This window comes from Rubellimicrobium roseum, assembly GCF_006152145.1.
GTDB classification, from domain to species: Bacteria; Pseudomonadota; Alphaproteobacteria; order Rhodobacterales; family Rhodobacteraceae; genus Rubellimicrobium; species Rubellimicrobium roseum.
This window is the reverse complement of the sequence record NZ_VDFV01000115.1, coordinates 1-3,134: the sequence shown is the minus strand read 5'-3', so window position 1 is coordinate 3,134 and position 3,134 is coordinate 1. Positions and strand designations below refer to the sequence as shown.

The 3,134-nt window shown below is 64.1% G+C and carries 3 protein-coding genes; 2 read left to right on the top strand and 1 reads right to left on the bottom strand.

Going from position 1 to position 3,134, the window contains the following annotated elements:
* Positions 1–284: 284 nt before the first annotated feature.
* Entirely contained in the window at positions 285–1,079 is a 795-nt protein-coding gene (locus FHG71_RS22930) for a potassium channel family protein (RefSeq protein WP_139084109.1), read from the bottom strand.
* 404 nt (positions 1,080–1,483) lie between these two features.
* On the opposite strand from FHG71_RS22930, the gene FHG71_RS22925 reads away from it, so the two are divergent.
* Both FHG71_RS22925 and FHG71_RS22920 read left to right on the top strand, forming a co-directional pair.
* Complete coding sequence (locus FHG71_RS22925) at positions 1,484–2,356, top strand: YihY/virulence factor BrkB family protein (protein ID WP_218014227.1); 873 nt, start codon at positions 1,484–1,486, stop codon at positions 2,354–2,356.
* A gap of 117 nt (positions 2,357–2,473) precedes the next feature.
* Positions 2,474–2,629: a hypothetical protein gene (locus tag FHG71_RS22920; protein WP_176559605.1), complete on the top strand. Its 156-nt coding sequence runs from the start codon at positions 2,474–2,476 to the stop codon at positions 2,627–2,629.
* Positions 2,630–3,134: the final 505 nt, after the last annotated feature.

Here is a 3,134-nt window from a genome sequence, read left to right as displayed (position 1 = left end):
CTCGCCTCGCGAGTTCATTGCCGCCCAAACCGCAACCGCCTGAGTGTCCGGTGAAACGGGGGACAGATCAGATGGGCAGTGCGACTATAGCCTCCTGTTCGTCCTTGAGGATGGACGAGAGCGGCTGCACCGCACCGATGTCTGCCAGATGGCAAGCTACACGATCGAAGTCGCCCAATGATGTGTGCATCGGGGATTGTGTCTAGTACGCTTGGAGAACGTCGATGGACCAACGGAGGGGAGAGGGGCTAGCGAGCGGTGGGTGCAACTCGCCGTAGTGCTGGTCAGTCGCGGGCACGTTGGAGTTCTTGCCGCAGGGCTGCCAACTCCTCTCGCAACGCGGCGATGTCGGCCAGGCCCGGCATTTCGCTGTCGGGAGCTGCGGCATCACGGCCGACGAAGAACGACGCAAAGCTCGCGGTAATATAGCCGAACACGGCAAAGCCATAAAGCGCGAGAAGAAAGCACAGGATGCGCCCCTCGGCCGTTCGGGGCCAGAACTCCGATCCCATGGTTGCCACCAGCATCCCCGTCCACCACAGCGCCTCGCCGTAGTTGGCGAAGCCGCCCTCGATTTCATGGGCGGGCTCGAACGCCAGCATGCCGCCCGCGCCAAGGAGCATCACCAAAGCCGTGGCTGCGAGGACGTAGCCCAGACCGCGCCGGCGCAGGCTTGCGCGAAGAGCATTCATGCTGCGGTTGGCCGTACCCACGACTCGCACCAGGCGCGCGCCGCGCGTCACACGTGCAAGCTGCAGCAGACGCAGTCCGCGCAGAAGGCGCAAGGCGGGCACGATGAGCGCGATCACCGTGAGCCAATTGCGACGTAGAAAGTGCAGGCGGTTGGGCGCAAGGACCAACCGCAGCGCGAACTCAAGAAGAAAGGCTATCCAAATTGCGGTGCCGAAGGTCTCGAGGAGGTCTGAGGAGCCAGCGCCGAGCTCATACAGAACGAGGACCAGCCACAGGAAGCTCAGCACCAGCATGGGTGTCTCAAGCCAGTCTTCCAAGGCCGTCAATACGGTCCAGCGACCTTCGGGCGTATCAGGGTCGTCCGAGTTGACAGTGGGCTCGGGCATGGAACCTCCGGCTGGTTGCGGGCGGGCCCACAAGCTAGGCCGATGTAAGACCATCCCCATCGCTGCCGCAAAGCCAGATACGCTCGCGTGCGATCTGGCGGGGCAGGGGTCAGGAGAGCATACGGCCGTCCACGTCTGCCGCCCGCTGGTTGCGACTGAACCCCCGTCCGTAACTGGCGAGGGCCGGATCAACCGTATGGGCCGGCTGAGGCCTATGCCAGCTACAGAGACCTGCGAGGGCGCTTACAGACTGGATCCGCTGATTGCTTGTTCAACTCGCCCCGTTCATGCCGCCGGCCGTAGGCAAGGCCCGCTCAATGACATCACACCTATGGCCTCTCTGGAGCACTGGCATAGATCGGGGCCGGAGCGTCCGGGCTCCGCCACGGCCCACGGAGACATGCGTGAACCTGATCTTCGACCTTCCCCGCCTGGTCCGGACCGCCGCCATTGGCTGGTGGAATGATCGCGCCACAAGCCTGGGCGCGGCCATCTCGTACTTCACGCTGTTCTCGCTTGCTCCCATGCTGTTGGTGGCAGTTAGTGTGGCCGGCTTGGTCTTCGGACGCGACGCGGCCCAAGGTGCCGTCGTGGGCGAGCTCTCCGGACTGCTGGGAGAGGACGCGGCACAGGCCCTTGAGGCGATGATCGCCAGCGCCAACGACTTGGGCTCCGGGATTGTCGGCACAGCGGTCGGCCTCCTCACCTTCCTGGCGGTAGCCACGGGCGCCCTCGGGGAACTCCAGGGTAGTCTGAATCTGATCTGGGAGGCCGAGCCAGCCACTACCGGTATCCGTGGCTTTCTTCGAAAGCGCGTCCTGAGCCTCGCCCTGATCATCGGGGTGGGCTTCCTCCTTCTGGTCTCGCTTATCCTCGATGCGGGTCTCTCCGCAGGCCGCACCTACCTGCAAGGCAGCTTTCCCGATGCGCTCGCGATCCTGGGTCTCCTCAACGACATCATCTCGCTAATGGTGTCGGTCCTGCTCTTTGCAATGATCTTCAAGGTGCTGCCGGCCGTGCCGCTGAGCTGGAAGGACGTAGCCATCGGCGCGTTGGTCACAGGCCTGCTGTTCACTGTCGGAAAGGACATGATCGGGCTCTACATCGGCCGGAGCGCCATCGCCTCGAGCTACGGCGCCGCAGCTTCGCTCGTCACGATCCTTCTCTGGGTCTACTACTCCTCGCTGATCCTTCTCTTCGGCGCGGAGTTCACCAAGGCCTATGCCGAGAGCCGCGGCACCCGCGCGCCAAGGGCGTCCAGGAGTGAGGACGGCTGACCTGTCCCGGCGTGAGCTGGCATCCAGCGCACGGCACTTGGGCGCTGCCCCATGACAGGGAACACTGCCCAGCGGAGATGGTCCGATGCGGGGCGGTCAAGATGTCTCGCGAGCGTATTGCTGGCTGATGTCGACCTGAGCTACGCCGCCACTCATATAGAGTTCGTCGACAAGGGCGCGCTCTGGGCGCTGGCCACCTTCACCATCTTCGCCTCCACCGTGATCCATGGCCTGACGGCTGCCTACACCGTCAGAGTTCTCGTTCAGGAGTAGCCAGAGCGGGCGAGAGGCCCAGCCGTGTGAGTCCGTCGGCCGCGACGGTGTGTCGGCTCAGCTATGCCTTATACCCGACCACTTCGGGGAGGTCTGCCAAGCCAAGCTGAAGACAGAATGTTCCGTGTGCTGCCTGAGTTGGTGTGAAACTCGGCGCTGTTCACTCGGCCCCTGGCCCCCGCGCCACTCTCCCAAGCGCGGGGGCCTGTGTGGCGGTCCCAAGGAGTCCAGACCAGGGGTCGTTACGCGAGGGGATGGACGCACCCTCGCCAGAATACCTGGGGGTCCCGCCCCAGAGGGCGAGGCCGACTGATTAGTCTCGAGCCCGGACTCGCCTATGCCGGCCGGCCCGCTGGCTTATCTTCTTCAGGATCCAGCCGGCAGCTAGGCCCTTGAGGATGCCTCTGATCATCGTTGCCTCCCATAGTTCAGAACTGATCTGTCCCCCGTTTCACCGGACACTCAGGCGGTTGCGGTTTGGGCGGCAATGAACTCGCGAGGCGAG

Excerpts from the sequence above, each read along its gene's own strand:
- FHG71_RS22930 (WP_139084109.1), bottom strand. The coding sequence starts at position 1,079 with ATGCCCGAGCCCACTGTCAACTCGGACGACCCTGATACGCCCGAAGGT.